The organism is Pseudomonas sp. KNUC1026 (assembly GCF_021650705.1).
GTDB lineage: Bacteria > Pseudomonadota > Gammaproteobacteria > Pseudomonadales > Pseudomonadaceae > Aquipseudomonas.
Genome location: NZ_CP087138.1, coordinates 665,088 through 691,482, shown reverse-complemented (window position 1 = coordinate 691,482; position 26,395 = coordinate 665,088). Strand labels below are relative to the sequence as shown.

General features: G+C 64.6%; 17 protein-coding genes and 5 pseudogenes. 10 read left to right on the top strand and 12 right to left on the bottom strand.

All coding sequences use genetic code 11. From position 1 onward, the window contains the following. Positions 1 to 10: 10 nt before the first annotated feature. Both LN139_RS02895 and metR read left to right on the top strand, forming a co-directional pair. The gene (locus LN139_RS02895; RefSeq protein ID WP_236358551.1) at positions 11 to 1,687 is read left to right on the top strand and encodes a hypothetical protein; all 1,677 of its coding nucleotides are present in this window, start codon (positions 11 to 13) and stop codon (positions 1,685 to 1,687) included. 131 nt (positions 1,688 to 1,818) lie between these two features. Then, positions 1,819 to 2,742 carry a transcriptional regulator MetR gene (gene metR, locus LN139_RS02890; RefSeq protein ID WP_236358549.1) on the top strand — a complete coding sequence of 308 codons (924 nt, stop codon included), beginning with the start codon at positions 1,819 to 1,821 and terminating at the stop codon, positions 2,740 to 2,742. Here metR and LN139_RS02885 read toward each other — a convergent pair. Beyond that, positions 2,720 to 3,122 (bottom strand): annotated as a pseudogene (locus LN139_RS02885) (NUDIX hydrolase). The gene metR and the pseudogene LN139_RS02885 sit on opposite strands and share 23 nt — an antisense overlap. An 82-nt stretch (positions 3,123 to 3,204) precedes the next feature. On the opposite strand from LN139_RS02885, the pseudogene LN139_RS02880 reads away from it, so the two are divergent. From LN139_RS02880 to LN139_RS02870, 3 genes and pseudogenes are all read left to right on the top strand, one after another. Beyond that, positions 3,205 to 7,492: pseudogene (locus LN139_RS02880) on the top strand (Lhr family helicase). Between the two features lie 82 nt (positions 7,493 to 7,574). After that, positions 7,575 to 9,202, top strand: a pseudogene (locus LN139_RS02875) (FMN-binding glutamate synthase family protein). Positions 9,203 to 9,315: 113 nt separating this feature from the next. Further along, the gene (locus LN139_RS02870; RefSeq protein ID WP_236358547.1) at positions 9,316 to 9,948 is read left to right on the top strand and encodes a hypothetical protein; all 633 of its coding nucleotides are present in this window, start codon (positions 9,316 to 9,318) and stop codon (positions 9,946 to 9,948) included. Positions 9,949 to 9,987: 39 nt separating this feature from the next. On the opposite strand, the gene LN139_RS02865 is transcribed toward LN139_RS02870, so the two are convergent. Continuing rightward, positions 9,988 to 10,533, bottom strand: a complete 546-nt coding sequence (locus LN139_RS02865; protein ID WP_236358545.1) for a hypothetical protein — start codon at positions 10,531 to 10,533, stop codon at positions 9,988 to 9,990. Between the two features lie 170 nt (positions 10,534 to 10,703). Next, positions 10,704 to 11,135, bottom strand: coding sequence for a hypothetical protein (locus LN139_RS02860; protein WP_236358544.1), 432 nt, complete (start codon positions 11,133 to 11,135; stop codon positions 10,704 to 10,706). A gap of 412 nt (positions 11,136 to 11,547) precedes the next feature. Here LN139_RS02860 and LN139_RS02855 point away from each other — a divergent pair, with 412 nt between their 5' ends. After that, positions 11,548 to 12,789 (top strand): OpgC family protein, encoded by a 1,242-nt coding sequence (locus LN139_RS02855; protein ID WP_236358542.1) that lies wholly within the window; start codon positions 11,548 to 11,550, stop codon positions 12,787 to 12,789. Here LN139_RS02855 and nadA read toward each other — a convergent pair. The 5 genes from nadA to LN139_RS02830 all read right to left on the bottom strand — a co-directional run bounded on the left by nadA (position 12,749) and on the right by LN139_RS02830 (position 17,436). After that, positions 12,749 to 13,807 (bottom strand): quinolinate synthase NadA, encoded by a 1,059-nt coding sequence (gene nadA / locus LN139_RS02850; RefSeq protein WP_236358540.1) that lies wholly within the window; start codon positions 13,805 to 13,807, stop codon positions 12,749 to 12,751. The two genes, LN139_RS02855 and nadA, sit on opposite strands and share 41 nt — an antisense overlap. 148 nt (positions 13,808 to 13,955) lie before the next feature. Then, positions 13,956 to 14,666, bottom strand: a complete 711-nt coding sequence (locus LN139_RS02845; protein ID WP_236358538.1) for an ABC transporter substrate-binding protein — start codon at positions 14,664 to 14,666, stop codon at positions 13,956 to 13,958. 87 nt (positions 14,667 to 14,753) lie between these two features. Further along, positions 14,754 to 15,536, bottom strand: coding sequence for an ABC transporter permease (locus LN139_RS02840; RefSeq protein WP_236358536.1), 783 nt, complete (start codon positions 15,534 to 15,536; stop codon positions 14,754 to 14,756). A 2-nt stretch (positions 15,537 to 15,538) separates the two neighbouring features. Next, positions 15,539 to 16,408, bottom strand: coding sequence for an ABC transporter ATP-binding protein (locus LN139_RS02835; protein WP_236358534.1), 870 nt, complete (start codon positions 16,406 to 16,408; stop codon positions 15,539 to 15,541). Then, positions 16,405 to 17,436 carry an ABC transporter substrate-binding protein gene (locus LN139_RS02830; RefSeq protein WP_236358532.1) on the bottom strand — a complete coding sequence of 344 codons (1,032 nt, stop codon included), beginning with the start codon at positions 17,434 to 17,436 and terminating at the stop codon, positions 16,405 to 16,407. The genes LN139_RS02835 and LN139_RS02830 overlap by 4 nt, the downstream gene beginning before the upstream one ends. Positions 17,437 to 17,689: 253 nt before the next feature. On the opposite strand from LN139_RS02830, the pseudogene LN139_RS02825 reads away from it, so the two are divergent. Together LN139_RS02825 and LN139_RS02820 are read left to right on the top strand one after the other, a co-directional pair. Beyond that, positions 17,690 to 19,252 (top strand): annotated as a pseudogene (locus LN139_RS02825) (TerC family protein). A gap of 123 nt (positions 19,253 to 19,375) precedes the next feature. Further along, complete coding sequence (locus tag LN139_RS02820; RefSeq protein ID WP_236358527.1) at positions 19,376 to 20,152, top strand: hypothetical protein; 777 nt, start codon at positions 19,376 to 19,378, stop codon at positions 20,150 to 20,152. Here LN139_RS02820 and LN139_RS02815 read toward each other — a convergent pair whose 3' ends face one another. Continuing rightward, entirely contained in the window at positions 20,153 to 20,638 is a 486-nt protein-coding gene (locus tag LN139_RS02815) for a GAF domain-containing protein (protein ID WP_236358525.1), read from the bottom strand. Continuing rightward, a complete protein-coding gene (locus tag LN139_RS02810; protein ID WP_236358523.1) occupies positions 20,638 to 21,525 on the bottom strand; it encodes an ATP-binding protein in 888 nt (295 codons plus the stop codon). Before LN139_RS02810 ends, LN139_RS02815 begins: the two co-directional genes overlap by 1 nt. Positions 21,526 to 21,676: 151 nt before the next feature. On the opposite strand from LN139_RS02810, the gene LN139_RS02805 reads away from it, so the two are divergent. Next, positions 21,677 to 23,989, top strand: a complete 2,313-nt coding sequence (locus tag LN139_RS02805) for an ATP-binding protein (RefSeq protein WP_236358520.1) — start codon at positions 21,677 to 21,679, stop codon at positions 23,987 to 23,989. Here LN139_RS02805 and LN139_RS02800 read toward each other — a convergent pair whose 3' ends face one another. Both LN139_RS02800 and msrB read right to left on the bottom strand, forming a co-directional pair. Then, the gene (locus LN139_RS02800; RefSeq protein WP_236358518.1) at positions 23,990 to 24,475 is read right to left on the bottom strand and encodes a glutathione peroxidase; all 486 of its coding nucleotides are present in this window, start codon (positions 24,473 to 24,475) and stop codon (positions 23,990 to 23,992) included. It lies immediately after the preceding gene. Then, positions 24,472 to 24,876: a peptide-methionine (R)-S-oxide reductase MsrB gene (gene msrB / locus LN139_RS02795; protein ID WP_236358516.1), complete on the bottom strand. Its 405-nt coding sequence runs from the start codon at positions 24,874 to 24,876 to the stop codon at positions 24,472 to 24,474. The genes LN139_RS02800 and msrB overlap by 4 nt, the downstream gene beginning before the upstream one ends. A 157-nt stretch (positions 24,877 to 25,033) precedes the next feature. Between msrB and LN139_RS02790 the strand changes: the two are divergent. Next, a pseudogene (locus tag LN139_RS02790) lies at positions 25,034 to 26,243 on the top strand (pyridoxal phosphate-dependent aminotransferase). Positions 26,244 to 26,395: the final 152 nt, after the last annotated feature.

Here is a 26,395-nt window from a genome sequence, read left to right as displayed (position 1 = left end):
TCGGAGTTCCATGCCACCCTGGCGGTGCTCGAAACACCAGGAAACCCTCTACGACGAGCTACGGGCAGCCTTGCAGGAAATGACGCACCGCCAACGCACCCAGTTGTTTGCCCATCCGGAAAAAACCGTCGCTGGCTGCGCCCATTTCAGGTTCATCTGCAAGTGGCAGCAACGCACACTGTGCATGGCACGCTATCGCGCCGCCGATCAGGCACTGGAGCAAGCCCAGCTCGCCAGCGAACAGCTCCGGCGTCGCCTGCAGCAGGTGATCGACGCAGCCCCCAATGAGGACGAACTGATTTCCGCCCTCGGCGATTTCCTCGACAGCCAGGCGCTGCTACGCCCCTTGAATGCGCACGTGCTGGTGGAGGCGGACGAACTGGTCAAAGCGCTCGATGCTGCCCGCGAAGCGCGCCCTACGGTCACACCACAGCACATCCGGGTACTGGGCGGGCCCACCCCCTCCACTTACGAAAGCATCGACCAGGCCCTGTCGCTCTGGAGCTTCGAGCGCGGTGAAGGCCTGCGTTTCGATGCGCTGACTCGGCTGTTCATGCGCAATGGCCAGACACCGGAGTGGGTGCGTGTGGTCGACAACTACCAACGCTCGGTGGACGTGGTGCACCGCGCCCTGGACATCGATGTTTCCCTGCGTACCAGCTCGTTGAGCAAGGAACAGCGAGCATCGGTGATCCACGACCTGCATGCACGCCTCGATACCTTCAAGGCCACACTCAACGGGATTGCCGCCGTGCACCCGGAGATGATCGATGCACGCATTCACGAACGCCTGCTCGTGATGATCCGCGCGATCAAACAGCGTCGTAGCGTCAGCCCGGCCTATCCACCGGCACCATCATCAGGTCGCCAGGCCGGCCAACATCCGCTGCGGCCGTTCCAGGACGATCAGGGCCAATGGTATCTGGGCCGAAGAGAAGGCGAGGCACTGGTGGTGACCCGGCTCGGCGGCGCTGAGGAACGCTGGAGTCCAGCACTGCACGACGGTCGCTACCGCCTGAGCGAGCCGGCGCCTGAACCGGCCCGAGCAATGGCCGCGCCGGTCAACGCAGCGCAGGTGCGCAGCAACGCCCGCTCGGCGCTGGAACAGGCCCACGACGCAGTGCCACGCGCCGAGCGTGCCAGTGGGGCGTCTTCGATTACCGGCGCCGACCTGCAGAGCATGCTCGACATCGAGGCCGACCGCCTGGATGACTACGCCAGCCAGTTGAGCCGCCTGAATGACGATGACGCCAGCACCCTGCGCCAACAGTTGCTGGACCGCGCTGGAGAGTTGCGCCGCCAGGGCCATGTGCTGCGGGTACGCTTCAGCAAGGCCGCCGAGGCGCCCAGCGCGTCGAAGCTGGCCTACCTGCTGGACCAGAACCAGGTCAGCATCGAGCGCTCCGGCCCACGCCGAGCGCTCAGTGGCGGTGATGGCGCCGACTTCCTTGATGAGTTCAGCATTATCGATAGCGAGACTGGCACGGTGCTCTGGTTCGCCCACGTGCATTACCCTCACAGCAACTCGCGCCTGCTCAACTTCAACAAGGCGCACCTTAAAACCCTGGAGCAGCGCCACCTGGGCCTGAACTGGCAAATTAGCCAGGGTGAAAGCGCCCCGCGCATCCTGCGCGCGGACCTGGACTTCACGTTCATGTACCGCTACCAGACACGCTTTGGGGTTTAACCCATCGATCCTCGCCCGTAGCCTTTTCACAGGCTGCGGGCGAGCGCTTCACCCGGCTGCTTCGCGGCGCGTATCATGAACGAAATTCAACATACCTCAGATGTTGCCACTTTTTGTTTCATGGACCGCCCATGCTCGAAATCCGCCATCTCAAGACCCTGCACGCCCTGCGCGAATCCGACAGCCTGGTAGAGGCCGCCGAGCGTTTGCACCTCACCCAGTCGGCGCTTTCGCACCAGTTCAAGGAGCTGGAAGAACGCCTGGGCATGCCGCTGTTCATCCGCAAGACCAAACCCGTGCGTTTCACCAGCGCCGGCCTGCGCCTGCTGCAGCTGGCCGACGCCACCTTGCCGCTGATGCGCGGCGCCGAGCGTGACCTGGCCCGGCTGGCCGGTGGCACCGCCGGGCGCCTGCACATGGCCATCGAATGCCACAGCTGCTTCCAGTGGCTGATGCCGACCATCGACCAGTTTCGTGACGCCTGGCCCGAGGTGGAGCTGGACCTGGCCTCCGGCTTTGCCTTTGCACCGCTGCCGGCGCTGGCACGCGGCGACCTGGACCTGGTGGTCACCTCCGACCCGGTGGAACTGGCCGGCATCACCTACGTACCGCTGTTCACCTACGAGGCCATGCTGGCGGTGGCCAACCAGCACCCCTTGGCGAGCAAACCGTACATCGTGCCTGACGACCTGCGCGAGCAAACCCTGATCACCTACCCGGTGGAGCGCGAGCGGCTGGACATTTTCACCCGCTTCCTGGAGCCGGCCGATATCGAGCCTGCCGGCGTGCGCACCGCCGAACTGACGGTGATGATGATGCAATTGGTGGCGAGCGGCCGCGGGGTGTGCGGGATGCCGCACTGGGCACTGCACGAGTACAGCGCGCGCGGCTATGTGCGCGCCAAGCGGCTAGGTGAGAAAGGCCTGTTCGCCACCCTCTACGCAGGCGTGCGCAGCGACATGCTCGAAGCGCCATTCATGCGCGACTTTCTGCTCACCGCCAAAGACACTTCTTTCGCCACGCTCGACGGCGTCAGCGCGGCCCGGCAGGCATGAAGCGCGGGAAAATTCGTCGCGCTGACAGCGGCGCCACCTCCAGCCCTTCGGGGCTGGTCACCCAGCGCGCTTCTTCGATTTCTGCAGCCGGCTGAACAGCCTGCTCGGTACGTACCTCGAACAATTCGCAGCACACCTCGAAGCCAGGCTCATTGGCTGCCCGGCCCACGGAACTGGCCCAACGGGCGTGCCTGGGCAGGGTCGATGCGCAGGCACAGCTCCTCTTCGAGCTCACGCACCAGGGCTTGCAGCGGGGTTTCGCCGGCGTCGATCTTGCCGCCCGGCTGCATGAAGATCGCACTGCCGCGTTTGCGCACCAGCAGGGAGCGGCCTTCGGCGTCCAGCAGCAGCGCTGCGGCGATATGGATGGTCTTGGGCATGAGAGGCTCGCAGGCAAAGCGCGCAGCTTAGCGCCAGACGAACGCGCTTGCATCCATCGCCTGCTGGCCGCATAACAAGGCCATGAATTCGCTCACCGAGCTTGCTCCCCCACTCGACCGCCTGCACCCCGCCGTTGGCGCCTGGTTCGCGCGTGCTTTCGGCCAGCCGACCGAGGCGCAGGCGCTCGCCTGGCCGTTCATCCAGGCGGGCGAATCCACGTTGGTGGCTGCGCCCACCGGCTCGGGTAAAACCCTTACGGCGTTCATGGCGGTGATCGACGAACTGGTTCGCCAGGGGCTGGCGGGCGAGTTGCCCGAGGCGACGCTGGTGGTTTACGTCTCGCCGCTCAAGGCGCTGTCCAACGACATCCAGCTCAACCTGCAGCGCCCGCTGGCCGGCATCGCCGAGCAACTCGATCAGTTGCACACGCCCATGCCAGCCTTGCGCACCGCCGTGCGCACCGGCGATACGCCACAGAAAGAGCGCGCACGCATGCGCCGTGAGGCGCCGCATATCCTGGCGACCACGCCCGAGTCGCTGTACGTGCTGCTGGGTTCGGCCAGCGGGCGCGGCATGCTCGGCCAGGTGCACACGGTGATCGTGGATGAGATTCATGCGGTCGCCGCCAGCAAGCGCGGCGCTCACCTGGCGCTGACGCTGGAACGGTTGCAGGCCCTGAGCGGCCGGCCATTGCGGCGTATTGGCCTGTCGGCCACGCAAAAAGCCCATCGAGCGCGTGGGCGCACCTGCTGGCGGGCAATGGCAGGCCATGCCGGATCGTCGACATCGGCCATGCGCGGCCGCGAGACCTGGCGTTGGAACTGCCGCCGGTGCCATTGAGTGCGGTCATGGCCAACGATGTCTGGGAGCCGGTCTACCAGCGCCTGGCAGACCTTGCGCGGGCGCACCGCACCACGCTGATCTTCGTCAACACCCGGCGCCTGGCCGAGCGGCTGGCTCGGCACCTGTCCGACCGCCTCGGCCAGGATGCCGTCGCCGCGCACCATGGCAGCCTGGCCCGCGAGCAGCGGCTCAGCGCCGAACAACGCCTGAAGGCTGGCGAGTTGCAGGTGCTGGTGGCCACGGCCTCTCTGGAGCTGGGCATCGACATCGGCGAGGTCGACCTGGTGTGCCAGATCGCCTCCCCCGGTTCGATCGCCGCCTTCCTGCAACGGGTCGGCCGCTCCGGGCACTTCGTGGGTGGCACGCCCAAAGGGCGGCTGTTTCCCACCTCGCGCGACGACCTGATCGAATGTGTGGCACTGCTCGATTGCGTGCAGCGCGGCGAGCTGGATGAGTTGAAAATCAGCCATGCGCCGCTGGACGTGCTGGCGCAGCAGATCGTCGCAGAGGTGAGCAGCCAGGAAGTGGCACGAACAGGCACTGTTCGATTGCCTGCGACAGGCCATGCCCTACCGCGATCTGACCCAGGCCCGGTACCAGGAACTGCTGGCGACGCTGACCGGTGGCTACGCCAGCGCTCAGGGCCTGCGAAGTGCCTGACCTGCACCGCGACGCGGTCAGCGGTACGCTGCGTGGGCGCCGTGGCAGCCAGCTCACGGCGGTCACCAGCGGCGGTACCATCCCCGACAACGCCGACTACAGCGTGGTGCTCGAGCCTCAGGGGCTGAACATCGGCACGGTCAATGAAGACTTTGCGGTGGAGAGCATTGCCGGCGATGTATTCCAGCTCGGCAACACGCCCTATCGCATCCTGCGGGTAGAAAGCGGCCGGGTGCGGGGTGGAAGACGCCAAGGGCCAGGCACCGAACATCCCGTTCTGGCTGGGCGAGGCACCGGGGCGCAGCGATGAGCTGTCGGCTTCGGTGGGGCGTCTGCAGGCCGATATCGACTTGCGTTTGCAGGCGGCGCAAGGCGAGATGGCACCGGTGCTTGAGTGGTTGCAAAGCGCCAAGGGGCTTGCGCCAGACAGCGCCGAACAACTGCTGGAACTACCTGGCCCGCACGCGCCAGGCGTTGAGCGCACTGCCGTCGCAGCACACGCTCATCATGGAGCGTTTTTTCGACGAGTCCGGCGCCACCCAGTTGATCATTCACAGCCCGTTCGGAAGCCGGGTCAACCGTGCCTGGGGCCTGGCCTTGCGCAAACGCTTTTGCCGCGCGTTCAACTTCGAGCTACAGGCTGCGGCCAGCGAAGACGCCATCGTGCTGTCGCTCTCCACCAGCCACAGCTTCGAGCTGGCCGATGTGTGGAAGTACCTCAACAGCCAGAGCGCCGAGCACATCCTCATCCAGGCAGTGCTCGAAGCACCGTTGTTCGGCGTGCGCTGGCGCTGGAACGCTTCCACTGCACTGGCCCTGCCGCGCTACAGCGGCGGGCGCAAGGTGGCGCCGCAACTGCAACGGATGAAAAGCGAAGACCTGATCGCTCAAGGTGTTCCCGACCAGATCGCTTGCCTGGAGAACCTCGCCGGTGAGCGCGAAGTGCCCGACCACCCGCTGGTGAACCAGACGCTGGATGACTGCCTGCACGAGGCCCTGGATGCCGAAGCGTGGCTGGTGTTGCTGCGGCGTATCGAGCAGGGCCAGGTGCGGCTGGTCTGCCGCGATTTGCCAGCGCCGTCGCCCCTGGCCGCAGCCATTCTCAACGCGCGGCCCTACGCCTTTCTCGATGATGCGCCTCTGGAAGAGCGGCGTACCCAAGCGGTGCTGGCGAGGCGCTGGAGCGACCCGCAGAGTGCCGATGACTTGGGCACACTCGACGCGGATGCCATCGACGCAGTAGCAACCGAGGCCTGGCCCAGCCCGCGCAACCCGGACGAAATGCACGAGGCGCTGATGAGCCTGGGCGCGGTGACTCGAACCGAGGCCCACACGCGGGCCGGCTGGGCGGATTGGCTGGAAGCGCTGGCACGCCAGGGCCGTGCCGCCTGCATGGAAGTTGAAGGCGGGCACGGCCTGTGGTTTGCAGTCGAGCGCCTGATGGCGATGCGCGCGCTGTACCCGGAAGCGCCGCTGGCGCCGGCCTTGCCTGCATTGCCTGGCTTCGACCAGGCCGAAGCCCCCGAGCAGGCCTTGCTTGAACTGGTGCGTGGCCGCCTGGGCGGTTCGGGCCCTCTGTCGCTGGGCGAGCTGGCTGAGCCGTTGCAGGTGCCCGGCAACCACATCGAACAGGCGCTGGCACGGCTGGAAGCCGAGGGTTATGTGCTGCGCGGCCAGTTCTGCCCCGGCGTGCAGCAAACCCAGTGGTGCGAGCGCCACCTGCTGGCGCGCATCCACCGCTACACGATCAAGCGCCTGCGCCGGGAGATCGAGCCGGTCAGCCTGCAGGCCTTCATGCGCTTCGCCTTCGAGTGGCAGCACCTGGCGCCCGCCAGCCGCTTGCAGGGCCCACAGGCCTTGAGCGAAGCGCTCGAGTTGCTGGAGGGCTACAGCGCGGCCGCTGGTGGCTGGGAACAGGAGCTGCTGGCGCCGCGCCTTAAGGGCTACAGCGGCACCTGGCTCGACGATGCCTGCCGCCAGGGCCGGGCCGCCTGGTTACGGCCTGGCGCGGCGGGCAAGGCAGGCACCACCCTGCGCGGCTCTGCCATCCTGCTGCTGCCGCGCCCGCGGGCCGGCTTCTGGCGCGCATTGAGTGCCAGCACCGAGCCCGCTGAATTCGAGTGCTCGCACAGCGCGCGTGGTGGAGGCGCTCAAGGTCCAGGGCGCGCTGTTTTTCGATGAACTGCAGAGCGAGGCTAGGCTGCTGCCGACAGAGCTTGAAAACGCGCTTCAGGAAGCCGTGGCTGCCGGCCAGGTGACTGCCGACAGCTTTGCCGGCCTGCGCGCGCTGATCACCCCGGCCGGCCGCCGCCAGGCACGCAGCCCCAGGCGTGGGCGCGGCGCCTACATCGGCGGCATGGACGACGCCGGGCGCTGGGCGCTCGTCCGTACTTCGGCAAGCGACGTGAGTGATGAAGACAAGGCCGAAACCGTCGCCAAGGCGCTGCTGCGCCGCTACGGCGTGGTGTTCTGGCGCTTGCTGGAGCGCGAGGCGAGCTGGCTGCCCAGTTGGCGCGTAGTGCTGCGCGCACTGCATCGGCTGGAAGCGCGCGGGGAGATCCGCGGTGGCCGCTTCGTCGACGGCCTGGCCGGTGAGCAGTTCGCCCTGCCTGAGGCGATCCCGCTGCTGCGCCAAGTGCGCAATCGACCCGAGAGCGGCGAGCTGGTCTGCATCAGCGCGCTGGACCCGTTGAACCAGGCCGGCACGCTCCTGCCTGGCGCCAAAGTGCCTGCAGTCCCCGGCAACCGCCTGGTGTTTCGCGATGGGCTGCTGGTGGCCACCCGCATCGCCGGCAAGGCCCATTACCTGCAAGCCGAGGAGCCTGCCGTGCGCGATTTGCTGATCCGCGATACCAGCCCTGGATGAAGATTGCAGGCGGGCAGCAAGCAAAAAGCCATCTTCTGCGTTATGTTTTTCAACACCGTGCCCTGCCTGCCAAGGAATATCCATGAACCTGTCGTTGCTGAGCCGCTATGCTTTCTTCGTCGGCTGCGTGCTGTTCACCCTCGCTACTCTGCCCTTTGCGCCGCGCCATGAGTGGCTGTGGATCTTTACCCTGATCGCCGGAGCCTTGAGCCTGCTGGGGCTGTTCGACCTGCTGCAGAGCCGCCACGCGGTGCGCCGCAACTATCCGATCCTGGGCAACATCCGCTACCTGATCGAGGGCATTCGCCCGGAGATCCGCCAGTACCTGCTCGAAGCCGACGAGGACGCCACGCCCTTCTCCCGCGCCCAGCGTGCGCTGGTGTATTCGCGCGCCAAGAACGAGGCGTCCGACAAGCCTTTCGGCACCCTGATGAACGTCTACCAGACCGGCTACGAATTCATCAGCCACTCCATGCGCCCGGCGCCGATGAGCGACCCGGAGAGCTTCCGTGTACGCATCGGCGGCCCGCAGTGCACCCAGCCTTACCTGGCCTCGGTGTTCAACATTTCGGCGATGAGCTTCGGCTCGCTCAGCGCCAATGCGATCCGCGCCCTGAACAGGGGCGCAAAGCTGGGCAACTTCTATCACGACACCGGCGAAGGCAGCATCAGCCCCTACCATCGCGAAGCCGGCGGCGACCTGACCTGGGAGCTGGGCAGCGGCTATTTCGGCTGCCGCGCCGATGACGGCCGCTTCGACCCGGCGAAATTCGCCGAGCAGGCCCGCACACCGCAGGTGAAGATGATCGAGATCAAGCTGTCGCAAGGGGCCAAGCCCGGCCACGGCGGCATTTTGCCCAAGCACAAGATCACCGAAGAGATCGCCCGTACCCGGGGCGTGCCGATGGATCAGGACTGCGTATCGCCTTCACGCCACAGCGCCTTCGACACACCGCTGGAAATGATGCAGTTCATCGCGCAACTGCGTGAGCTTTCAGGCGGCAAGCCGGTGGGGTTCAAGCTGTGCCTGGGCCACCCCTGGGAGTTCATGGGCATCGCCAAGGCTATGCTGGAAACCGGCATTCTGCCGGACTTCATCGTGGTCGACGGCGCCGAAGGCGGCACGGGCGCAGCACCGGTGGAATTCACCGACCACCTCGGCGTGCCGATGCGCGAAGGCTTGCTGTTCGTGCACAACACCCTGGTGGGTATCGGCCTGCGGGAGAAAATCAAGCTCGGCGCCAGCGGCAAGGTGATCAGCGCCTTCGACCTGGCCAGCGTCATGGCCATCGGCGCGGACTGGGCCAACTCGGCGCGCGGGTTCATGTTCGCCATCGGCTGCATCCAGTCGCAGAGCTGCCACACCAACAAATGCCCCACCGGCGTCGCCACTCAGGACCCCCTGCGCCAGCGTGCCCTGGTGGTGCCTGACAAAGCCCAGCGGGTCTACAACTTCCACCGCAGTACCCTCAAGGCGCTGGCCGAAATGCTCGCCGCAGCCGGCCTCACTCACCCTTCGCAACTCACCGCCAAGCACCTGGTGCGGCGCATGAGCGCTACCGAGGTGAAGCTGTTTTCGCAGATGCACTTGTTCCTCAAACCCGGGAGTTGCTCAGCGGCGAGGTCGATGGCGAGTTCTACTCGCGCATGTGGGCGATTGCGCGGGCGGAGAGTTTCGAAGGGGCTTCGGTGGATGAGGCAGTGGCGTGAAGAGAGGCCTGCGGCCAGATCCTCACAGGAGCGCGGCCTTTTGCCACTAGGCAAAAGCCTTTACAATCCGCGCGCCCTGAAGGGGTTTCCAATCTTTACGCAAGGAAGTGAACATGCAATTCGTACGAGTCCTGGGTGTCGCCCTGGCTTTGAGCCTGAGTGGATGCGCAAGTTTTACCCAAGATGAAGTCGCTCCCGTCACCCTGCCCTCCATGAGCAGCTACGCGAACAAGCCTGACGTCTATGTAGATTTCAATTTCTATCAGGGCGACCCGGCAGGCTCGGCCACCGAGTTGCCACAGGTGCGCGACGCGCTCAAACCTGAACTCAAGCGCACGCTCAGCAACTCGGCATTGTTTGGCCGTGTCGGTTTCGATGCCTTCGACAAACAGCCGGGTGACCTGCGGCTGCGGCTGAAGGTCTACAACCACGCGCCAGGTGGCGGGCAGGTAGCGCTCGGCGCGCTCAGTGGGCTGACCTTGGGGCTGATTCCAGCCATGGCCACGGATCAGTACACCATGACGCTGGAAACCCTGGATGCCCAGGACCAACCCATGAGCAAGGCCAGCAACCACGACTCGATTCATACCTGGATCGGAATCTGGTTCCTTCCGGCGATGGGCCACACCGTACAGGCTGCGTTCAACGACACGTTCGACCGGCAGGTCAATGCGCTGCTCAAGGGCTGGGCTGACAGCCATCGCGCACAGTATGCCGGTATGAGCGGCCGCGAATCGAAACCGTGACCCTGCGCGAGAGCCACTGTCGTGGCTCTCGCTGCCAGGTTATTTCAACGCTTTCAGGAATTGCGGATCGCTGTAAAGCGACTTGAGCAACGACTGCAACATCGGGTTGTAGTTGTTGGCAGCCACCGGAATGGCGATGGGGCCGAAGAAGCTGCTGCTCCACTTGCGATCCACCTGCCTGGTGGTTTCGAACAAAACCCGATCACCCTCGCGCAGCACGAAATGGGCTGCCAGCTCGCCGTCTCCGGTCGCAACTCCACTGTTCAATTGGCTCTTGGTCAACTGCACGTGCAGTTGCCGACCAGCCTGAGGATCGAGCAACCCCGCACGACGCAGTTCATCGTTGATGGCTGCCTGAATGTGCAACGGGATACTGCCTGCGGGCGATGAAATTGGATTCAAGCGAACCATCAATGAACCCTGGCCAGGGTCGGCCTGCACTTGTGCTTCGCGCATCGGTTGCATGGGTGCGTTCTGCTTGAGTATCTGGACGTTCTGAAAGTCCGGCTCGTACCGCGCCATGGTTACACCGCAGCCCTGCAGTAGCAGCGCAAAAACAACAACGCTCAGGTAAGGCTTCTTCACAGCAGGTCCTTGCTTGGATGAACGGGGCGGGGATTGTCGATGGAAAGCCTTTTGCCAGCAAGGGAGATTGCCTGGCCTGCGTTTGCGAAAACCTTTCGAACATCCGGGCGACTGCGCGGGCCGAGAGTTTTGAAAGGGCGTCGGAGGATGAGGCGGTGGCGTAGCCGGTATCAGGTAGCCGATGGCTCTGCGACCGGCTTGCGGCGATAGTAGCGCTCGCCGCGCAGTTGCAGGCTGTAAACCCAGATACCAAGGATCAGCGCGTATTCCTTGAACATCGGCAGGGCCAGCAAGTACCAGATGGATACGCCACGCGATTGCAATGCGATCAGTGCGATGCCTAGAACCAACGCCGAGACGAAGAACAGCGAACAGGCGCGTTTGCGCTTGAACAGCAGCCACCCGCCTACAAACAGAAACAGTGCCACCACACACACATTGAGCAGGGCGAGGAAGGAAATGTCGCCCTGACGGGCTTTTTCCCAGCCTTCGCCAATGACCCAGAAGGCCGCCTGTATGAATACCAGCAGGCAATAGAAAGCAGCCATGAACACCGGTGCGGGGCGGGTGGAATACCAGGGTTTCGAAGCGGTGCTTTCCATAGTGCGAATGATCCTTGAGAGCTTTAGGTAATGGAGGCGCTTGCGCGGCGCGCGGGAGTTTAACGATTTTTCTGGAAAATCCCATGGGTTTGGGCGGCTGTGTCGCGCGGCAAGCCGCCCTCTCACCAATTTATTGCGGTGCAAGGCCGGTTCCTTGGGTGCAAGGCCAGATCATCGAGTGGGAGGCCGGCTTGCCGGGCGACGTGTAACGAACGACGGCCAAAGCGCAACAGGCTGTCATCTCCCTGAAAACAATCTGTAACACGTAGCCCTTGCATCTGGATCCGTTAAACCCGATCCTCCCCGCCGCTGCGACAAGGGCCGCCCAGCCCGATGACCAGCGGCGCGGAACCGCTCCTGCCCCCCGCCTCTCTACCCTGATATTTACCGGTAATTTCCAAGGTGCCTGCCGATGAACAGCGGACGCGACCTACGCATCGACTTTTTCCGGGGCCTGGCCCTGATCTTCATATTGTGGGACCACATCCCCCACAACCCGCTGGGCGAAGTCACGCTGCGCAACTTCGGCCTGTCGGACGCTGCGGAGATTTTCGTCTTCCTGGCCGGTTATTCGGCTGTGCTCGCCTACGGCAAGTTGGCGCGGCGTGACGGCTTCACCGTCGCCACCGTGCGGATCCTGCGGCGCTGCTGGACGCTCTACGTGGCGCACATCTTCTTGCTGGTGCTGCTGATGGGCATCATGTTCTTCGCCAATGAACATGTCGAAACCCGAGACCTGGTGCGGGAAATGGGCCTGACCGATTTCGTCGAGAACCCGCAAAAGGCGCTGGTCGACGAGTTGCTGCTGCGCTTCAAGCCCAACCTGATGGACCCGCTGCCGCTGTACGTGGCGCTGCTGTTCGGCCTGCCGGCCATGCTGCCGTCGATTCTGCGCATGCCTGCGCTGGCGCTGGCTGTGTCGCTGGGCCTCTACCTGCCTGCCACCCTGACTGGCTGGAATTTGTCCAACGAAGGCGGCGGCACCTGGTACTTCAACCCCTTTGCCTGGCAGCTTCTGTTCGTGGTCGGGGGCCTGATGGCTGTGCGTTCCGACAGCACCGCATTGGCGCCGGCCAGGCCTTCGCCGCGCCAGCCCCTGTTCGTGCTGTGCCTGGGCTACATCGCTTTCTGCCTGCTGCTGGCGCTCAACTGGCGCTGGCCGGCGCTGGGCTTGCAGGCTATCTCACCTGACATGCCGCTGATGAAGTTCGGCCCTGGCAAGACCGACCTGGTGCCGATGCGCCTGGGCAACTTCCTGGCCTTGGCCTACGTTACCGCCTGCCTGCTGCCACGCGGCGGCGCCTGGCTGAATGCGCGCATCTGCCAGCCCCTGTGCAGCATGGGCCGGCACTCGTTGGAGGTGTTCTGCTTCAGTGTGCTGCTGGCGCCGCTGGCCGATATCGCCAACGCGCTGTGCGACGATCACCCGGTCGCACAGTACACCACGGCAGTACTGGCAGTAGTGATGATGGTGGCGCTGGCCGCCTGGCTCGACCTCTACAAACGCCTGGGTACTGCCCGGCCTGCGGCAAAGGTGGCGGGGTCCGGCCATCCGGGGCCGGCCATCCGGGGCCGGCCATCCGGGGGCCGGCCAACCCACAGCCTGAACCCTCTCAGGCGTTGCCAGCCTGCTTCAGTCGCGCGGCCTGGGTAAAGTCCAGCATGCGCGTTAAAGGCCGCACCGCGTTAGGCACCAGTGCCGGGTCGACGAATATCTCGTTAGTGCCCTCGCGCAGGCACTGCAAGGTGCGCTGCAAGGTGTTCATCGCCATCCACGGGCAGTGCGCGCAGCTGCGGCAGGCCGCGCCGTTACCGGCAGTGGGCGCCTCGATGAAGGTTTTGTCCGGGCACAGCTGCTGCATCTTGTAGAAAATGCCGCGGTCGGTGGCCACGATGAAGTGGGTGTTGGGCATGCGCTGCGCCGCAGCGATGAGCTGGCTGGTAGAGCCCACGGCGTCGGCCAGCGCCACCACAGCCTCGGGCGACTCGGGGTGCACCAATACGGCAGCATCCGGGTACAGTGCCTTCATGTCCTCGAGCTGGCGAGACTTGAACTCCTCGTGAACGATGCAGGCACCGTCCCACAGCAGCATGTCGGCGCCGGTGCGGTTCTGGATGAACCGGCCCAGGTGTTTGTCCGGCCCCCAGATCAGCGTTTCGCCGTTGTCCATCAGGCTTTCGACGATCTCCAGCGCGCAGCTGGAAGTCACCACCCAATCAGCACGGGCTTTGACCGCCGCAGAGGTGTTGGCGTAGACGACCACGGTGCGCTCCGGATGCTGGTCGCAGAACGCACTGAAGGCCTCGACCGGGCAGCCAAGGTCCAGCGAGCAGGTCGCCTCCAGTGTTGGCATCAGCACGCGCTTTTCAGGCGTCAGGATTTTCGAGGTCTCACCCATGAAGCGCACACCCGCGACCAGCACGGTGCTGGCCGGGTGCTGGCGGCCAAAACGGGCCATCTCCAGCGAGTCGGCAACACAACCGCCGGTTTCCTCGGCCAGGGCCTGGATGATCGGGTCGCAATAGTAGTGCGCAACGAGAACCGCATCCCGCGCCTTGAGCTCGGCGGCGATGGTTTCGCGGTACCAGGTCTGCTCTTCCGGGCTCAGGGCCTGAGGCTGGCGAGCGTCCAGATGGGCCTGGACCAGAAGGCGTTCGGAGATCTGCGTCATGGGAAGCGGGCACCTGCTGCATGGGGCGATGGCGACTATACACCCCGCCGTGGCGGGACGGCCGCAGGCTACAGCGAAATGGCCCGTTTCCAAAGGGCTTTTCAAGCCTTCGGTCGCACGCTCAGGGCATATGCGCCAAGCGGTGGCTTCAGTGGCACACCAGCCCGTCGGCAAGCTTCAGGCTGTCGCTGAGCAGCTCATCGGCATGGCCGGCCCAGGCCTTGGCCTGGCCACCGTCGCGGCGCCACTGCGCCAGGCGGTCACGCACCCAGTCGCGGCTGGCGGAATCATCGCCGGCCAGGTACACCCGGGCATCGCTGGAGGCGTCCAGCCGTTGCGGCAGCAAGCGATAGAAGCGCCATTCAGGCAGCTGCAAGAGGCCCTCCAGCGCAGCGCGCGAGTCCGCATAGAAACGGCACTCGCCGCCCATGAAAGCCACCGAAGCGCGCAGCGACGAGGGGTAGGCCTTCAGCCTCGCACCTTCTTTCTGCAACGCCGCCTGCCACGGGCTACCCTCGCCCACGCACACCTCGGCACCGGCCAGTTCGTCACGGGCCTCACCGCGCAAGGCGAGCATCGCGCCTTGAGGTGCGGCCGGGCCACGGGCCGCGCTGCCGGCGTGCGGCAGGTTGATGACCAACTGCGCTTGGGCTGGCGGCACCAGCACCAGGCGGCTGTGCAGTGCACCGGCGAGGTAATCGGCAAGGTGTTGGTCGAGCAGGTCCGGTTCATTGACCAGCGCATCGGTGCTGCGAGTGGGCCGAGGGTAGCTGCGCAAGGCGACTTTCAATTCGCCACCCGCCGCTGCTTGCAACACGGGCCCGGCGAACTGGCGGTGTGATGGGGCTTTTGCAGCCACCACCCGCCGCCAAGCCCGAGTGCGGCGCAGGCAAGCAACGCCAGGCCAAACCTGCGCGTCGGCCGGGCCCGGCCTGGCCAGCTCAATTCAGGCACCGTGCTTGAGCCCCCGCCGCCACCGCGTGAAGCGCCGCTCCAGAAGCGCCAGCAGCGCGTTGACCGCAAGGCCCACCACCGCCAGCAAGAGGATGCCAGCGTACATGCTAGGGATCTGGAACACCTCCTGAGAGTTGAGGGTCAGGAACCCCAGCCCCGAGTGAGCGCCGATCATCTCGGCCGCCACCAATGCGGTGATGCAGTAGGCCCCCGCCAGGCGGATGCCGGTGAAGATCGACGGCGAGGCCGCCGGGAGCACCACGTTCAAGAACAGAAAGCGCTTGCCGGCCCCCATCGACAACGCCGACTGCACCAGCAAGGTGTCGACCTGGCGCACGCCGCTCAAGGTACTGAGCAGGATCGGCCAGAACGACGCCCAGAAAATGATCGCGATCTTCGAACCCTCACCGATGCCCAGAAACAGAATGAACACCGGGAACAATGCCAGCGCCGAGGTCTGCCTGAACAATTGCAGGATGGGGTCGACGATCCGCTCCAGACGCGCGAACCAGCCCATCAGCAACCCCAGCCCGACACCGCTGACAATGGCAATGCCCAGCCCGGCCAGCGAGCGCCATAAGCTGGCCTGAAGGTGTTTCCACAACGCGCCGCTGCGCGCCAGTTCCATGATGCTTTCCAGCACTGCCGAGGGCGGGCTGAGGTAGCCGGCGTTGACCAGCCCCAGCCGCGGCAATGCCTCCCACAGCGCAAGGAACAGCACGATGCCCAGGCTGCTTTCGACCACCCTGCGCGGCCTGAAAAACCTTGTACTCATGCTCATACCCCTATCCGTACGCCACCGGCCAGCGCCAGGCTCTGCCAGGTCGCGGGCGGCTCGATCGGCGCGGCGGTCACCGCCGGGCCGGGCCTGACCTCATCGCGCAAAACTTCCCAGGCGCGCTGGCGCAGGTGCACGAAGGCTTCGGTGTTGCGCAGGCCTGCCTCGCGCGGGCGCGGCAGGTCGATGTCCAGAATGGTTTTCACCCGCCCGGGCCGGGCCGTCATCACCGCCACCCGGTCGGACAGGAAGATCGCCTCGTCCAGGCTGTGGGTGATGAACACGATGGTTTTCTTGTGCGCGTCCCAGATCCGCAACAGCTCGTCCTGCAGGCTTTCACGGGTTTGCGCATCCAGCGCCGCAAACGGCTCGTCCATCAGCAGCACATCGGGGTCGTAGGCCAGCGAACGGGCAATCGCCACACGCTGGCGCATGCCGCCGGAAAGCTCGTGCGGGTAGCGCTCGGCAAAGCCGTCAAGGCCCACCAGCGCCAGGTATTCCCGTGCCCGCTCACGCCGCTGGCGGCGAGGCACGCCACGAATCTGCAGGCCCACAGCGATGTTGTCGAGCACCGTGCGCCAGGGGAACAGCGCATAACCCTGAAACACCACGCCCTGGTTGCGGTTGATGCCTTGGCTGGGCTGGCCATCGATGCGCAGCTCACCGCCGGTCTTGCTGGCCAGGCCCGCGAGGATGTTGAGAAAGGTCGACTTGCCGCAGCCTGACGGCCCGAGCACCGACAGGAACTCACCCTCGCGCACGGCCAGGTCGAACCCCTCCAGCACCGGCACCCGCTCCACCGCGCCGGCCTCATTGCGAGCGTCGTAGGCCATTTCCAGGCCCTGGGCGACAATCTTGCCCGCCATCATGCGCTGGCCTTGGCGAACGGGTTGTACTGGTTGGTGTAGACGTCCTTGATCTGCACTTTGCCCGGCTGCAGCTTGCCCTCGTTCTGCAGGATGTCGATGTAGTACTGGATCGGCGGCTCGGTAATCACCAGGTTGTCGACGTAGGCATAACGCTCCACCAGCTCAAGCTTCATGCCCAGGCGTTGGGCGATCACCTTGCGCGCGTCATCCGGGTTGGCGTTCACCCAATTGGCTGCCTTGGCGATGGCAGCGACGAAATCGCGCGTAGCCTCGGGGTGTTCGCGGATGAACTTGCCATAGCCGCTGTAGGGCGCCATGCCGCCCAGGCCACCGTCCAGGTCATAGTCGCTCCAGAGTTTGCGCAGCGCCGGGTTGTGTTCCGCGCCACCAGAGGCTGGCGGGTGAATGATGGCGATGTCGATGTTGCCGGTGGCCAGGGTTTGCTCGCTCTGGTTGTCCGGCACCACTACCCAGTTGATCTTGTCGACGTTCACGCCCTGTTCGCGCAGGTACTTCTTGCTGACGAACTCGGCGCAGGCGCCGAAGCTGTTGAAGCCTACGGTTTTGCCTTCCCAGTCCCTGGGTTGGGTGATGCCGGAATCGGCGCGCACGAAATACTTCATGTGCGGCGCCTCCTGCAGGGTCTTGCCACCGGCGGCCACTACCTTGAGGTCCAGCCCACTGGCGATGGCGCTGATCACCAGCGGCACCATGCGTGTGCCAAAGTCGATTTCACCAGTGCCTACCAGCGGGATGATCTGCGGCGCGGCGATCTTGCCGATGTAATTGGGGCGCGTCTGCGTGCCTTCGAAATAGCCGAGCGAGTCCGCCAGGTACACCAGGTCGAAGGCCGGGTTGTCCGGGTAGCGGAAGGCAACGGGCTTGTCGCCGGCCTGCTTGACGACCGCAGGCGCAGCAGCGGTGCCGGGCTTGTTGTCGCACGCGGCCAACAGGCTCGCGCCGGCGCCCGCTGCACCGAGCAGAGCGAGTTGGCCGAGCAGCGTACGGCGAGTGAGTGGAGCGGGCATGGCGGAGGTCCTGTGGCGGCTGGGTGGCTCATCCTGCACAGGAGAAGTTATAAATAAAAATAATTTTAGGATTTATGGTTATAACGAGATTGCTTAGTCACCTTTGGAAATAATTCCTGAGATGCGATTTTCCGTGGTGTGGATAGCATCGGAGGCCCTATCTGCCCGAACAGGCCTTCATGAACACGCAGGAACCTCCCAGTCGTAACGCTTCGCTGCCCTCCCACCACTCTGGCCAGGAGGGCTGACCCCCATGGAATGGATCGCCGACCCCACGGCCTGGCTGGGCCTGCTGACGCTGATCGTGCTCGAGCTGGTGCTGGGCATCGACAACCTGGTGTTCATCGCCATCCTGGCCGACAAACTCCCCCCTCATCAGCGCGACCGCGCGCGGGTCATCGGCCTGTCGCTGGCGTTGATCATGCGCCTGGGCCTGCTGGCCAGCATTTCCTGGATGGTCACCCTTACCCGCCCGCTGTTCGAGGTGTTCGGCCAGGGCTTCTCAGGCCGTGACCTGATCCTGCTGTTCGGCGGCGTGTTCCTGCTGTTCAAGGCCACCATGGAGCTGCATGAACGGCTTGAAGGCCATGCCGCCAACCGGCAGGCCGGGGCCGGCTACGCCGCATTCTGGCCCATCGTCGCGCAAATCGTGGTGCTCGACGCCGTGTTCTCGCTGGACGCTGTGATCACGGCCGTGGGCATGGTCGAACACCTGGCGGTGATGATGATCGCGGTGATGATCTCCATCGGCCTGATGATCGTGGCGAGCAAGCCGCTCACGCGCTTCGTCAACGCCCACCCTACGGTGATCATGCTGTGCCTGGGCTTCTTGCTGATGATCGGCTTCAGCCTGACGGCCGAAGGCCTGGGCTTCCATATTCCCAAGGGGTACCTGTACGCAGCCATTGGTTTCTCGCTGCTGCTGGAGGCGTTCAACCAGCTGGCGCGCCATCGTCGGCGCAAGAGCCTGCGGGGCAACCAGCCCATGCGCGAACGCACGGCCCATGCGGTGCTGCGCCTGCTGGGTGGCAAGCCGCTGGATGAAAGCGAAGTGGGCCACGATGTGGCAGACCTGGTCGACGAGCCCTCGCAGGCCAGCGGCGAAGCCGCCCCGATGTTCGGCCGCCGCGAGCGAGTGATGATCAGCGCCGTGCTGCAATTGGCTCAGCGGCCGATTCGCACGGCCATGACCCCACGAACCGACGTGGCCAGCCTGAGCGACACACGCCCGCTCACCTGCTCAACGAAGTGTTGGCCAATACCGCGCATTCGCGGCTGGTGCTGGTGGAGCCCGGCAAGCCGGATGCCCCTGGGTTACGTGCGCAAGCAGGAGGTGCTTTGCGAGCTGCTGGCCGGCCGCGAGCCCAACCTGCCTGCGCTCGCCCACCAACCGCTGCATCTGCTGGAAACCTTCGACCTGCTCAATGCGCTGGAGCAGATGCGCGCCCGCTCGGCGCACATTGCTTTCGTGGTCAACGAATTCGGCGACTTCACAGGCCTGCTCACGCTGACGGATGTGCTGGAGGCGATCACCGGCGAGCTGCCGGATGCGAGCGACCGTAATGGCCCGGCTCTTGCGGCCGAAGAGGGCGGCTGGCTTGCCAGCGGCACCCTGAGCCTGGCGTATCTGGCTGAGCGCAGCGGTTTCCAGGCCCCGGCCAGCGACGATTACCAGACGGTCGGTGGGCTGATGATGAGTTTGCTCGACCGCCTGCCGGTGGTTGGTGATGAAGTCGAATGCGGCACCTGGCAATTGCGCGTGCACAGCGTGGAAGAGCGGCGGGTCAAAACCCTGCACCTGCGAAAGCGAGTTTGATCGGCCTGACAAGCCCTGAGGCTATCCGGCAAGCGGCGCCGCGCGCATAATGGCCCAAAGCCAATACCCGCGGCCCGCCCGGGTGGCTACTCTTAAGACTCTGGTAATGACGAGGCCACCACCGTGACCCCCATGATGATCACCCTGCTAATCGTCGCAGGGATCGCGTCGCTGATCGCGATCGGTTTTCTGAACAATATGGTCGAGGCCAACAAGGTGGCGCGCACCCGGCAGAAATTCGAGCTCAGCGACCGGCTGCGCCGCTGTGCCGAGATCAGCGAGACCTTCCCAGGCCAACTGATCACGCCTGAAATCAAGCTGATGCTTTATCGCATCGAGCTGCACATGAGCAAAAAGCTGCTGCCGCTGGACAAGGCCAATGCCGCGCTCAAGGAGCGCATCCCGGAACTCGAGGCGCTGGTCGCCCAGGGCGATCAGTTGCAGGTGAGCAACCCGCCCAGCCCGATCCAGACCGAAGAACGGGCCAAGGAAGTGAGCTATCAGCTCGAGATCATGCACCACCAGGTGATCCGTGCAACCCAGGACGGCTTGTTCGCCCCGGGCGAGTCACGCCATTGGGTCAACCAGATCCGCCACATCCTGGTGCTGTTGCATATCGAGTTCTTCAACAACCTCGGCCAGCAGGCGTTCCAGGCCGGCGAACCCGGGCATGCGCGGCTGGCCTTCGAGCGTGGCGTGCAGTACCTGAAGAAACAGCCCGAGCCGTCGGTGTATGCCGAACAACTGCGCTACCTTGAGAAACTCCTGGCCCGCGCCAACGACATGGTGATGAACGACATCCAGCACCATGCCCACGAAGCCAGCGAGCTCGGCCAAGGCCTTGACGAAGAAACCGCCAAGGAAGAGGCCGAGTGGAAGAAGCGCGCCATCTACGATTGATCAGAAACGCTCGGTCAACCGCATGAAGATCGCCACCAGCGCCTCGATGCCGCGCTGGTCGGCTTCGCTGAAACGCCCGGTCAACGGGCTGTCCAGGTCCAGCACACCCCACAGCTCCCCTTCTTTGACCAAAGGCACCACCAGTTCACTGTTCGACGCGCTGTCGCAGGCGATATGCCCCGGGAACGCGTGGACGTCCTCGATGCGCTGGGTCTGCAGGCTGGCCGCCGCCGCACCGCACACACCTTTGCCAAACGGAATGCGCACGCACGCCACCTTGCCCTGAAATGGCCCCAGTACCAGCGTCTGCTCGCGGTTCAGGTAGAACCCTGCCCAGTTGAGGTCCGGCACTTCGCTGTAGAGCAATGCCGAGAACTGCGCGGCGTTGGCGACGAAGTCACGCTCATCGGCGAGCAGCGCTTCCAGTTGGGCGCACAGCAGCGAATAGCCCTCCAGCCCGTTGCCTGCGGCATTCAAATCGATCATCAGGTGTTCTCCAGCAGTTTCAGGCCCACCCAGTGGCGGGCGAATTGATAGGCGCAGCGGCCGTTGCGGTTGCCGCGGCCGGTGGCCCAGCGTACCGCCTGTTTTTCCAGTGCATCGTCGCGCTGCCAGGCAAGGCCGGCGCGCGGGGCCAGCACACCCACCCAATGGCAGACCACCTCAAGGTAGTGTTCCTGGCTGAAGGGGTAGAACGACAGCCACAGGCCGAAGCGGTCCGAGAGCGCGATCTTGTCCTCCACCGCTTCGCTGGGGTGAAGTTCGCCTTCGACGCTCTGCCAGCGCTCGTTGTCGCTTTGATGCTCCGGCACCAGGTGGCGGCGGTTGGAGGTTGCGTACAACAGCACGTTGTCCGGTGCCTGTTCCAGCGAGCCATCCAGCACACTCTTCAGCACGCGGTAGTCGCCCTCCCCGGCCTCGAACGACAGGTCGTCGCAAAACAGCACGAAACGCTCGGGCCGGCCCTGCAACTGCTCGACCACGCGCGGCAGGTCGGCCAGGTAGTCACGCTCGATTTCGATCAGTCGAAGCCCGCAGCCGGCGTATTCGGCCAACAGTGCGCGCACCAGCGAAGACTTGCCCGTGCCGCGTGCGCCCCACATCAGGGCGTGGTTGGCCGGTAAACCGTCGAGGAACTGGCGGGTATTGCGCGCCAGCTGGTCACGCTGGCGGTCAACGCCGAGCAGGTCGGCCAGGCGCAGGTCCAGGGTGGCGCGCAGCGGCGCAAGGTAGCCACCACGCGCGTCACGTTGCCAGCGCGCCGCCAGAGTGGTGCCCCAGTCGATGGCCGGCCTGGGCTCCGGCAGCAAGGGCTCAAGCCGCGCCAGAAGGGCTTCGGCGCGGTCGATAAATGCAGATAAACGAGGATCCATCGCTTCACCTCCAGGCGGGAAGGGAGTAAAAGAGGCGCTCAGGGCTGGCGTGTCGTGAACGTGCCAGGCCGGCAGGGGTCGATAACAACAGCACCGCAGGCGTTGCCAAGGGCGGCGACAGCACAAACCTCAGGGACACGGCGCAGTACCCATGGACATCCAGTTCACCCAGCGTTTGTCGTACAAACAGGCCCGCATGACCGTGGTAGTAGGCCTGGTGATCGGCACGCTGCTCAGCTTCGCGCAAATCGCGCTGGATTATGCCAGTGTCAACGAAGCCATCAAACGCCAGATGAACTCGCTGCTGGAAGTGGCGCACAATCCGGCCTCGCGTATCGCCTACAACATCGACAGCGAACTGGCCGAGGAACTGACGCGCGGGCTGCTGCGCTCGGAGTCGGTGATCGGGGTGAGCCTGATCGACAACGACAATCAGGTACTGGCCAACGTCGACCGGGAGCGCCCGCCCAGCCGCTACCGGCTGCTCACCGATGCGCTGTTCGGCACCAACGTCATCTACACCGACCGGCTGTTCCTGAACCACATGGAGAAGGAAACCCTCGGTACCCTGAACCTGCGCATCGACACGGCCGCCATTGGCGACCGTTTTCTGGAACGTGCAGCGGTTACACTGATCAGCGGCTTTTTGCGCGCAGCGCTGCTCACCGCACTGCTGATGGTGCTGTTCTATTCAATGCTCACCAAGCCACTGGTGAAGGTGATTCGCAGCCTGGCCGAGAGCGACCCGCATTCGGCCAAGCCCAACCGGCTGGTATGCCCGCCGGGCCACGAAGATGACGAAATCGGCGTGCTGGTCAAGGTCACCAACCAGCAGTTCGTCAGCATGGCCATGGAAATCCAGCAACGCCGCGTAGCGGAGAACCGCCTCACCGAGTACCTGGGCGAGCTGGAAAATATCGTCTCTGCCCGCACCACCGAGCTCAAGGCCAGCAACGTGCGCCTGAGCCAGTCCAACGAAGAGCTGGAGGTGGCCCGGCGCACGGCCATGGACATGGCGCAGGCACGCGCTGCGTTCCTGGCCAACATGAGCCACGAAATCCGCACTCCACTCAATGGCCTGCTGGGCATGATAGCGCTGGCCATGGACAGCCCGCTGGCGGCAGAACAGCGCCAGCAACTGTCGATTGCCCATGACTCTGGCAAGGTACTGGTGGAGTTGCTCAACGATATCCTCGACCTTTCGAAGTTCGACGCCGGCCAGCTTGAGCTGGAGCGCATCCCCTTCGACCTGGGTACGCTGGTGGAGGATACCGCCAACCTGCTGTCGCAGAACGCAGCGCCCAACGTCGAGCTGACCTGCCTGATCGCGCCCAACTTCCCGCAACTGGTGCTGGGCGACCCTACGCGGGTGCGCCAGATCGTCAGCAACCTGTTGTCCAACGCCCTGAAGTTCACCCGCTTCGGCCGCGTCGACGTGCGCCTGCGTGCGGCAGTGAGTGGCGTAACGGTCGAGGTGCGCGACACCGGCATCGGCATTCCCAAGGAAGCCCAGGCAAAGATCTTCAAGCCGTTCACTCAGGCCGGCGCCGGCATCACCCGGCAGTTCGGCGGCACCGGGCTGGGCCTTGCACTCACGCACAACCTGTGTGAGGCGATGCACGGCCGGCTGTCGATCAGCTCCGAGCCGGGCTTTGGCAGCCAGTTCACCGCCGAGCTGCCGCTGGCCACTCACACACCGGCGCCGCTGGTCCCTGTGCTGCAAGGTCGCATCATCGGCCTGAGCGCTGCCAACAGCGGCCTGGCGGAGCTGTTGGAAAACCTGCTGCCCGGCTGGGGGCTGGAGTACCAGCGGCGCGACCCGGAGGCCAGTGCACAGGCCCTGGACGCCGACCTGCTGATCACCGATTCACCCGAGTGCCTGTACCGGCTGCGCCCTGGCAGCCAGTCGCCGATCCTGCTGGTGACCGCCTATGGCAATTTCCTGCCCAGCGACCAGGCTGCCCACCTCAACCCCTTGCAGCAGATGGCACGGCCCCTGTCACGCGAGGCGCTGCGCCAGGTGCTGAGGCGCACCCTGAATCACGAAGACTCACCCAGCCACGAGCCTGCCGGCCAGGAACGCACCCGGCAGCGCCGGGCACGCATCCTGCTGGTGGAAGACAACCCTGTGAACCAACTGGTAGCACGAGGCATGCTCGGCAAGCTCGGCTGCGAAGTCGTCATCGCGACCCAAGGCGCAGAAGCCTTGATCGAGCTGGAAAACGGCAGCTTCGACCTGGTGCTGATGGACTGCAACATGCCGGTGATGGACGGCTACGAAGCCACTCGGCGCATCCGCCAGAGCGGCAACTGGCCAGACCTGCCGATCGTGGCCTTGACCGCCAACGCCATGCCCGAGGAGCGCGACCGCTGCCGCGCTGCGGGCATGAACGATTACCTGGCCAAGCCGTTCCGCCGTGAGGAGCTGGTAGCGATGATCGACCAGTGGATACCCGGGGCCTGATCAGCCCAGCAGGCGGGCAAGTTCGGCGTCGAGCTTTTCCGGTTTGGTGAACGGTGCAAAGCGCTGAACATTCCCTGAGCGGGTATCGATGAGGAACTTGGTGAAATTCCACTTGATGCGCTGGCTGCCCATCAAGCCAGGCGCTGCGGCCTTGAGCGCCACGAACAGGCGGTGGGCGTGGTCGCCATTGACCTCCACCTTGCGGCACAACGGAAAGCTCACGCCGAAGCTTGAGTCGCAGAACTGCGCAATCTGGCGGTCATCGGCCGGCTCCTGGTGGCCGAACTGGTTGCAAGGAAACCCGATCACCAGCAAACCCTTGCTCTTCCACTGTTGCCAAAGCTGCTCAAGGCCCTTGTACTGCGGTGTGAAACCGCACTGGCTGGCGGTGTTGACCACCAGCACTGCGCGGGCGCCGAAATCCGCCAGGGCCTTGCGCTCGCCGTTCATCAGCACGCACGGCACATCCATGAATGCCTCGCTCATGCCTGGGCCTCGCGTGGCACCAGGTTCAGGCACACCGAGTTGATGCAGTAACGCAGGCCGGTCGGGGCGGGGCCATCGGGAAATACGTGGCCCAGGTGGGCATCGCACCCGGCGCAGCGCACCTCGGTGCGGATCATCCCGTGGGTGGTGTCACGCAATTCGATCATGGCGTTGTCTTCGATCGGCGCGGAGAAGCTGGGCCAGCCACAACCGGAGTCGAACTTGGTGGTGGAATCGAACAGCGGCGCCTTACAGCAGATGCAGTGATACACACCTGGGGTCCTGGTTTCGTTGTATTTGCCGGTGAACGGGCGTTCGGTGCCGGCCAGCCGGCACACTCGGTATTGCTCGGGGTCGAGCTGCTCGCGCCATTGTTCGAGGGTCTTGTCGATCTTGGGCATTGGCTACACCTTTGCAGTGGAAAAACCATCCACTGTGTCTTTTCGCAAATTCGGCCGGCACGTATCATTGCGCCGCAACAGTGCATCAGTCTGTCACTCGCGCCGGGGCGGTTCAAACCTCTTTGTGCGGCGCCCCTGCCTCTCCCAGGATCCGATCATGCAGTTCAGCAAATCGAACAAGCTCGCCAACGTCTGCTACGACATCCGCGGCCCGGTGCTCAAGCACGCCAAGCGGCTGGAGGAGGAAGGCCATCGCATTCTCAAGCTGAACATCGGCAACCCTGCACCCTTCGGTTTCGAAGCACCTGAAGAGATCCTTCAGGACGTGATTCGCAACCTGCCCACCGCCCAGGGTTACAGCGATTCCAAGGGCCTGTTCAGTGCACGCAAGGCAGTGATGCAGTACTGCCAGCAGAAAGAGATCGCCGGTGTCGGTATAGAAGACATCTACCTGGGCAACGGGGTTTCAGAACTGATCGTGATGTCGCTGCAGGCGCTGCTCAACAATGGCGACGAAGTGCTGATCCCCGCACCCGACTACCCGCTCTGGACCGCATCGGTGAGCCTGGCTGGCGGCAACGCGGTGCACTACCTGTGCGACGAGCAGGCAGGCTGGGCGCCCGACCTTGCCGACATGAAAGCCAAGATCACCCCCAACACCAAAGCCATGGTGCTGATCAACCCGAACAACCCCACCGGTGCCGTGTACCCGCGCGAGGTGCTGCTGGGCATGCTCGAGATCGCCCGCCAGCACAACCTGGTGGTGTTCTCCGACGAGATCTACGACAAGATCCTCTATGACGATGCCGTGCACATCAGCACCGCCTCGCTCGCCCCGGACCTGCTGTGCCTGACCTTCAACGGGCTGTCCAAATCCTACCGGGTGGCGGGCTTCCGCTCCGGCTGGCTGGTGATTTCCGGGCCCAAGCACCAGGCCCACAGCTATATCGAAGGCCTGGACATCCTGGCCAACATGCGCCTGTGCGCGAACGTGCCGGCCCAGCACGCCATCCAGACCGCTTTGGGCGGCTACCAGAGCATCAACGACCTGGTGCTGCCTCCGGGCCGCCTGCTGGAGCAACGCAACCGCGCCTGGAACTGCTCAACGACATCCCGGGGGTGTCATGCGTCAAGCCCATGGGCGCGCTCTACGCCTTCCCGCGCATCGATCCCAAGGTGCGCCCTATCGCCAACGACGAAAAGTTCGTGCTCGACCTGCTGCTCTCGGAAAAACTGCTGGTGGTCCAGGGCACGGCGTTCAACTGGCCATGGCCTGACCATTTCCGCGTGGTCACCCTTCCCGGGTCGACGACCTGGAGCAGGCGATCCGCCGTATCGGCGGGTTTCTTGGCAACTATCGGCAATAATCGCTTACGGGCCCGACGAACGGGGCCCGGCCTGCGCGGTCAAGGTGTGCAAGGCGCGCGAGTCTCGTAGGAAATTTCTGGGACATAGTTTGAAATAGTACCCAGGTTGAATAGCCCGACGGCTCGCCTTATATACGCCCCTGACGCTTTAG

Bases quoted from the DNA above. Each gene is read 5' to 3' on its own strand.
- LN139_RS02895 (WP_236358551.1), top strand. From the start codon at position 11: ATGCCACCCTGGCGGTGCTCGAAACACCAGGAAACCCTCTACGACGAG.
- metR (WP_236358549.1), top strand. From the start codon at position 1,819: ATGCTCGAAATCCGCCATCTCAAGACCCTGCACGCCCTGCGCGAATCC.
- LN139_RS02870 (WP_236358547.1), top strand. From the start codon at position 9,316: ATGCAATTCGTACGAGTCCTGGGTGTCGCCCTGGCTTTGAGCCTGAGT.
- LN139_RS02860 (WP_236358544.1), bottom strand. From the start codon at position 11,135: ATGGAAAGCACCGCTTCGAAACCCTGGTATTCCACCCGCCCCGCACCG.
- LN139_RS02855 (WP_236358542.1), top strand. From the start codon at position 11,548: ATGAACAGCGGACGCGACCTACGCATCGACTTTTTCCGGGGCCTGGCC.
- nadA (WP_236358540.1), bottom strand. From the start codon at position 13,807: ATGACGCAGATCTCCGAACGCCTTCTGGTCCAGGCCCATCTGGACGCT.
- LN139_RS02840 (WP_236358536.1), bottom strand. From the start codon at position 15,536: ATGAGTACAAGGTTTTTCAGGCCGCGCAGGGTGGTCGAAAGCAGCCTG.
- LN139_RS02835 (WP_236358534.1), bottom strand. From the start codon at position 16,408: ATGATGGCGGGCAAGATTGTCGCCCAGGGCCTGGAAATGGCCTACGAC.
- LN139_RS02830 (WP_236358532.1), bottom strand. From the start codon at position 17,436: ATGCCCGCTCCACTCACTCGCCGTACGCTGCTCGGCCAACTCGCTCTG.
- LN139_RS02815 (WP_236358525.1), bottom strand. From the start codon at position 20,638: ATGATCGATTTGAATGCCGCAGGCAACGGGCTGGAGGGCTATTCGCTG.
- LN139_RS02810 (WP_236358523.1), bottom strand. From the start codon at position 21,525: ATGGATCCTCGTTTATCTGCATTTATCGACCGCGCCGAAGCCCTTCTG.
- LN139_RS02805 (WP_236358520.1), top strand. From the start codon at position 21,677: ATGGACATCCAGTTCACCCAGCGTTTGTCGTACAAACAGGCCCGCATG.
- LN139_RS02800 (WP_236358518.1), bottom strand. From the start codon at position 24,475: ATGAGCGAGGCATTCATGGATGTGCCGTGCGTGCTGATGAACGGCGAG.
- msrB (WP_236358516.1), bottom strand. From the start codon at position 24,876: ATGCCCAAGATCGACAAGACCCTCGAACAATGGCGCGAGCAGCTCGAC.